Origin of the sequence: Flavobacterium sp. KMS (assembly GCF_000813005.1) — a bacterium.
GTDB lineage: Bacteria > Bacteroidota > Bacteroidia > Flavobacteriales > Flavobacteriaceae > Flavobacterium.
Genome location: NZ_JSYP01000045.1, coordinates 1 through 7010, shown reverse-complemented (window position 1 = coordinate 7010; position 7010 = coordinate 1). Strand labels below are relative to the sequence as shown.

Genomic DNA, 7010 nt, shown 5'->3' with positions numbered 1-7010 from the left:
GGTACAGCAGTTACTTCGCAAGTTGTAAGTGCCGATGCTGGTAATATTGTAACAGTTGGAGCAGATGGTGGAGCTTTTGTTGATAACGCTATTATTAAAGCCAACGAAACAGTAACAGTAATAACTCCAATAGTAACTACAGGAAATACCATTGCAACTTATACAAATGAAGCTGCGGGAACTCCAGTAGATATTAAAGAAACGCTAACATCATTAACAGATGTTGTGACACAAGTTACAGATGAATTTGGGAATGTTAAGGATTTACACACATTGACTTATACAGATGAGGTAGGTACTCCTAATGGAATAGATTTATCCGTTTTAGTTAAAGGAGTAGAAACATTAACTTCATTGAGTTATGATGGTACAACTCAGTCATTGATTTATCAAGATGAAGAAGGAAATTCTTCTGATTTTAAATTGACAGATTTAGTTGGAGATGCGCAAACATTAACAACATTACAAGTAAATCTTGCAACAGGTACTTTAGATTTTACTGATGAACACGGAACAGTAAACCCTATAGATTTGAGTGCTGCTGTAAAAGAGCCTTGGTTTAGTTCAACAACAAATGTTGGAGCGACATTAAATACCGAAAATATTTATACAAACGGATGGGTAGGAATTGGATACACAACACCATCTGTAGCAACTAATGAAAAATTGAGAGTAAATGGTGCTATTACAACAATCAATAGTTACTATGCGGATTATGTATTCGAAGATTATTTTAAAGGTTTTTCTGAAATCAAAGCCGATTATAAATTTAAACGTTTATCAGAGGTAGAGGATTATATCAAAAAGAACAAACACCTTCCAGGAATAACTCCAATTACAGAGTTAGAAAAAACCAAAGAAGGGTATTCATTTAATATGTCGGAGTTATCAATTCAGTTATTAGAAAAAACAGAAGAGATATACCTTCATATAATCGAGCAAAACAAAGAAATTGAAGCAAAAGACAAAGAAATTAAAGAATTGAAATTAGCTTCAGAATCGATGAATCAACGTTTGGAAAAATTAGAAAAACTAATACTAGAGAAAAAATGATAAAAGTTCTTATCAGCTTTTTAGTATTCAGTACAAAAAGCGTAAGTATCAACTAATATTATTCTAGACTAAAAAATAAGATTATGAAATATATATATAAAACGCAAAAAATTATCCTAGCAACATTATTTAGTTTGCTCAGTTTTTGCTCAGTTTTTGCACAAACGGATAATACAAAATTAAAGGACGGTACAATAAGTACCGGGGCAACCAAAGCCTTTCCCGGAGCATTGTTTGAATTAGAAAGTAACAACAAAGGAATGTTAACTTCAAGATTAACTACAGCACAACGTGATGGAATTGCTGTTGCTAACTTAACCGATGGATTATTAATATTTAATACAACAACCGGATGTTTTGATTATTGGAGTCAGATACAAGGAGTATGGTTAAGTATTTGTGGTACGCCTCCGCCAGCAGTATTTGGAATTTCGGCAGACGAATGTCTTCAAATACTTGGTAATGGTGCCTATAAACAAGGGGTAGCTTTAACACTGGCAAATTATTTGACAGTTCCAGTTACAGCAATTCAACCAGGAACCTACACTATATCAGCAACAAATAGTAATGGGTATTATTTTACAACTAGCGGAACTTTTCCTAGTGCAGGTTCTTATGTTTTGAATTTGCCAGGTACAGGTACACCAAATAATGGTTTTACAGTAGGCGATCCGGGAGATGCACTTACTATTTCATTAAATGGAGTACCAGTTTCATGTGTACCTCATGTTTATGTAGAAAAAGCCAATGTCGATTTTGCAATAACTTGTGCAAGTATAGCACCAACAGGTTCTTATAATATCGGGATCCCACTTACAGTTGCAAATAAGTTATCTGTAGAAGTAAATGTAACAAATCTAGGTTTCTGGAGTATGAGTACAAATACAGTAAATGGATATTCATTTAGCGCAACGGGTACCTATACAACATTAGGAGTTCAAACAATTAATCTATTAGGAACTGGTACACCAATTGCATCAGGAACAAATAGTTTTAATCTTTCCTCTAATGCTACAACAGCAGGCACAGGTTCTTGTTCGGGTATTTCAGTTCCAGTCGCTCCTGTAGCTTATACAATGGATTGTACAACAGCAACACAAAACGGAGTTTACATGCAAAATATTCCTTTAATTGCTGCTAATACAATCACTTTACCAATTAATGTAACCGCAACAGGTCAAACAACAATAAGTACTACCACAGCTAGCGGAATTACATTTACATCCGGACTGATTAATTTATCAGTTTTAGGACCTCAAAATGTAACTTTAAGTGGTTCAGGAACACCAACAGCATCAGGAGCAATAGCCTTTACGGTTACAGGAACTCCAGGTACAGTAGGAACTTGTTCATTAAATGTAACTATAGCTGCACAACCAGTTACCTATGTAACTAATTGTGGAGGAATAACAGTAGCGGGTACTTATGCCCCAGGAACAGCAATGGATGCTACAAATACCATGACAGTTCCAGTAACAGTAACTTATGTAGGAGCCTATTCAATTACTACGAATACAGTTAATGGTATTACTTTTTCTGCAACAGGAACATTTGCTACAACAGGATTACAAAATGTAGTAATGACAGCAACTGGTACACCAACCTCAGGAGGTAACTATCCATTTGCCATTACAGCAAATAGTACTAACGGAAGTACCCCTTGTAATAAAAGCGTATCATTCGTTATTCGTTTAATGAACGTTTTAGGATTAGGAGATGGTATTTATCAGCCAGGTACAGGAGGAGCTTATGCATCTAGAGCAGTATTAGCTTCATTAGCAAACTTTGGACCTACAGGTACAGTACAGGTAGATGGAATTAAGATTGTTAATGGAGGAACTAATACAGGAACTACATTAAAAAACTTAATCAATAACAATAAAATTGATATCATAGTTTTAGGATATAATTATAACACGACAGATGCGACAACTTTAAATATTCTGGCAGATTTTGTTAAAAACAAAAAAGGAGTATTAATTCAGGCGCAGGAAAATGGTAATGCAGGTATAGCAACTTTAGTTAATTCTATTTGTGGTTCTACAATAACTGCGGCAGATGTAAATAGAGATAATTGTACTTACATAAATCCGTTAGTAAATATTGCTGATCCAATCTTAAATGGTCCTTTCGGGAACATACAAGGGCTTGCTATAGGTGGTGATAACAATAACTCTTATTCTATGACACTACCAGCAAACACTAGTAGTTTAGCAACAATAAGTGGTCTTCCTGCCAGGGTAACAACATTTAGACACAATTCATTAGGATATGTTTTCTGTGGAGATGGAGGATTACTTACAGGTACATCAAGTACAAATAATTCTACAACAGATTATCCTGCAAAAATTACAACAACCGGGCTACCACTTTCTAAACCTTATAATGGTGGTACAACAGTTTATAATAGTATTTTTTATGCTAATTCAATGGCATGGGCTATTGGATATGTGCAAGACAATATCAATGTGAATTATAACATTCCTTAATCAAGGGATAGAACTAGAGAAAACACCTCTTTTATAAATAACATAATCGAGGTGTTTTTAATCACTCTAAATGTTTTACTTAAGACACGATTTGTCATAACACTTTAAATAAAAGAATATGATCAAAATTTATATAAAAACTATTATTATATCCATGTTTTTCATTAGTCAGCTTGGTGCACAAACGGCAAATTCGGGTGTACTAACGATTATGCCTAATACACAGTTTGCTACAGTATCAGACTTTAATAATAGTATATCGGGTAATGTTTTAAATGATGGAAATTTCATCGTTTATTCAGATTTTAATAATGACGGAATAGTCAGATATACAGAAGCTAATAACGGAACAACCTTTTTTACAGGCACAACTGCGCAAAATATTGATGGCAGGTCAGTTTCAGATTTCCAGAATATAGTCTTTGATAATCTATCCTCATTAGTTCCTTTTCATTTGTATACCAAAATTTCTGTAGGGAAGCAGGTGGATTTTAAAAGCGGAATTGTCGATGCTGCTACTTATAATGGTAAAGTAATTTTCAAAGAAAAAGCGACTCACATAGATGTTAGTAATTTGAGCTTTGTAGATGGACAAGTAGAAAAAAGAGGAGTTGCATTGTTTGAATTCCCAGTTGGAGACGATTTGTTTTTCAGACCCTCATTTCATGGTGTAGGTACAGATGCAAATAATGTTTATGTAACCCAATATTTTCTCGATAATGCAGGAAGCACCCGTCCATATACAAGTAAAGAAGGTATTATTCTAACTATTGATGAGGTTGAGTATTGGAATACAACCCAAGATTTAGGAAGCGAAAAGATTGTTTTAAGTCTTTCATTAGATCCAGCTACAACACCTGCTGCCTTTTTTGTAACAGATCCCAATAAAAAATTATCTATAGTACGTTGGGATACAGCTTTGGCAAAATGGGTAGATGAAGGCGGTATTACAAGCAATCCGAATATTAGTGGAAGTTATTCAAAACTAGTTACTTCACAAGTAAGGGGCTATGGAATTTTTACAATCGCCATAGTTAACAAACCAGATATTAATCCTAATCTTGATATCGTTGTAAATAACGCAATATCACCAAATGGAGATGGTATTAATGATAGTTTCCTTATAGAAGGAATTAACAAGTATCCAGATAATAGAGTGGAGATATACAATCGCTGGGGAGTAAAAGTATATGATGCAAGATCATATAACGAGAGCGATAATATGTTCACAGGATATTCAGATGGGCGCGTAACGGTAAACAAAGGAGCAAAACTTCCAACAGGAACCTATTTCTATGTATTAAAATACAGTAATGGTAGAGATGGGATCGAAAGTTCCGGATATTTATATATCAATAACCAATAAAATAAACTAATGGAAAAGATTTTTTACATAGTAGCAATATTGTTATTGGGAGTTTTTAATGCTTCGGCACAACAAGAATCGCAGTATACGCAATATATGTACAACACTATGGCTTTTAATCCCGGTTATACAGGATCAAGGGAAGTAGTAAGTGCAATGGGATTATATAGAACACAATGGGTTGGTTTAGACGGTGCGCCAAAAACGATGAACTTTTCAATACAAAGTCCATTAGGGTACCATGCCAACGGTATTGGATTAAATGTGGTTAGTGACGAGATAGGGCCAACAAATAATACAGGAGTAATGGTTAATTATGCCTATACAATTATAGGTAATAACGACTTAAGATTCTCTTTTGGTATTTCAGGAGGGTTTGATAATTATGTAGTTGATTATAATAAATTAACTATTCAAAATCCAGATCCCTATTTAAACGGAAAAGAATCTAAGTTCCTGCCAAATGTAGGAGCGGGATTCTATATGCATACCTACAATTGGTATATAGGAGTATCAGTTCCTAAATTATTAAAAACAGATTATTATGATGATGTAGCTTCAACGGTTTATACAACAAATGCTCATTATTATGGTATTGCAGGATATGTTTTTGATTTTAGCCCTAATTTAAGATTCAAGCCAGCAGTTTTGGTAAAAGTAGTAAAGGGAGCTCCAATAGCTGTAGATGTATCTGCTAATTTCTTAATTAGTAATAAACTAACCCTAGGATTAGCCTATCGTATAGATTCCAGCGTGAGTGGTTTGGCTGGTTTCCAGATTACCGATGGGATACAAATTGGGTATGCGTATGATTATGAAACTACAAATCTGGGAAATTACAACTCAGGTTCGCACGAAATATTCTTAAGGTTTGATCTTTTCAATAAGTCAAATAAACGAATGATAAATCCAAGATTCTTTTAATTAATGATTAAAAAAATACTTATGAAAAAACATTTTCTACTTTGGATAGCATTATTTGGCTTATTTAGTATGCATTCGCAGACTAAATTAGTTGATAAAGCAGAAAAAGAATACGATAAACAAGCTTATGCATACGTAAGTTCAAGCGATTTATATGATAAGCTGGTAGAGAAAGAATTTGGCTCTTCGGGAATCTATGCAAAATTAGGAGATTCTTATTACTTTAACGGAGATTACAAAAATGCTTTAAAGTCTTATAATCAGATAGGTAAGTTAAAAGATAATTATAAGTTTACCGATGAGCAACTGTTTCGTTATGCGCAATGTCTCAAGTCAGATGGACAATTTGATGAAGCTTCAAAAATCATAAAAGAACTTAATAGCAAGTCAGGAAAAGAAGCTATTAATTCCGGAACCGATTATCTAAAAGAAGTCGAGAGACAATCTAATCGTTATACGATAAAACCGGTTAGTATCAATTCGAAGATGCCAGACTATGGAGCTACATTTTACAAAGAAAATCAGGTAGTTTTCACGTCAGCCAGAGATACAAATGTGGTAGAGAGAATGAAAGACAGATGGAATAAAAAACCATTCTTTAAACTCTATGAAGCTACAATTACTAGTGATGGTGACTTGGCTGATGCTAAAAAGTTAAATGGAAAAGTAAATTCAGTTTTTCATCAATCTACACCAGCATTTACCAAAGATGGTACCCAAATGTATTTTACCCGAAGTAATTTTTTAGGTAATAAATATGGAGTCGATGATACAAAAACCAACCGACTAAGAATTTACAGAGCAACACTAGTAAATGATAAGTGGACCAATATCGAAGATTTACCTTTTAATAACGAATCCTTTTCAAATGCACATCCAGCATTAAGACCAGACGGGAAGAGTTTGATTTTTGCATCAGACAGACCCGGAACAGTTGGTCAGACAGATTTGTATGAAGTTGCAATAAATCAGGATGGTACATTTGGAGAAGTCAAAAATATGGGACCGTCGATTAATACCATTGGTAGAGAAACATTCCCTACAATATCCACAGCAGGAGAGTTTTATTTTGCTTCCGATGGACATTCGGGACTAGGAGGTTTAGATGTTTTCGAAGCAATTAAAAACGGAGATAATACCACCTATAAAGTCGTAAATGTAGGAAAACCAATTAACTC

At 34.2% G+C, this 7010-nt stretch carries 3 protein-coding genes and 2 pseudogenes; all 5 read left to right on the top strand.

From position 1 onward, the window contains the following. Positions 1-1053: pseudogene (locus OA93_RS25240) on the top strand (hypothetical protein); the annotation flags it as partial. 83 nt (positions 1054-1136) lie between these two features. Next, positions 1137-3542, top strand: a complete 2406-nt coding sequence (locus OA93_RS23790) for a hypothetical protein (RefSeq protein WP_039116769.1) — start codon at positions 1137-1139, stop codon at positions 3540-3542. A 118-nt stretch (positions 3543-3660) separates the two neighbouring features. After that, a complete protein-coding gene (locus tag OA93_RS23785) occupies positions 3661-4908 on the top strand; it encodes a gliding motility-associated C-terminal domain-containing protein (protein WP_082001882.1) in 1248 nt (415 codons plus the stop codon). A gap of 9 nt (positions 4909-4917) precedes the next feature. Further along, positions 4918-5832: a type IX secretion system membrane protein PorP/SprF gene (locus OA93_RS23780; RefSeq protein ID WP_039116768.1), complete on the top strand. Its 915-nt coding sequence runs from the start codon at positions 4918-4920 to the stop codon at positions 5830-5832. Positions 5833-5853: 21 nt separating this feature from the next. Continuing rightward, positions 5854-7010 (top strand): annotated as a pseudogene (locus OA93_RS23775) (PD40 domain-containing protein); the annotation flags it as partial.